General features: G+C 67.3%; 1 pseudogene. It reads right to left on the bottom strand.

Annotation, left to right across the window (positions count from 1 at the left end):
• Positions 1 to 167, bottom strand: a pseudogene (locus SB753_RS40020) (pyridine nucleotide-disulfide oxidoreductase); the annotation flags it as partial.
• Positions 168 to 248: the final 81 nt, after the last annotated feature.

The following is a 248-nucleotide window of genomic DNA, read 5'->3' on the forward strand; positions in this document are numbered from 1 at the left end:
TTCGACAGCGGCGGACGGTGATAGGGCAAGTGTGGCTCGTCGCCGATCACGACGATGCGCCCTTCCCAGCCCTCCTTCCGCAGACTCGGCGCCAGTTGCGCCGCTGCATGGCTCGCGCCGATGATGATGCAGGTCTGCTCCACGATGCCCTCCTTGCTGTCCGTCATGACGTCTCACTCGCCCATGGCAGGCCAGGCGCCGCCGCGCTGCCCGAGCACTTCGTCGTTGTGTTCGCCGAGCATGGGCGG

It is taken from the genome of Paraburkholderia sp. SIMBA_053 (assembly GCF_046534895.1).
Taxonomy (GTDB): Bacteria; Pseudomonadota; Gammaproteobacteria; order Burkholderiales; family Burkholderiaceae; genus Paraburkholderia; species Paraburkholderia caledonica.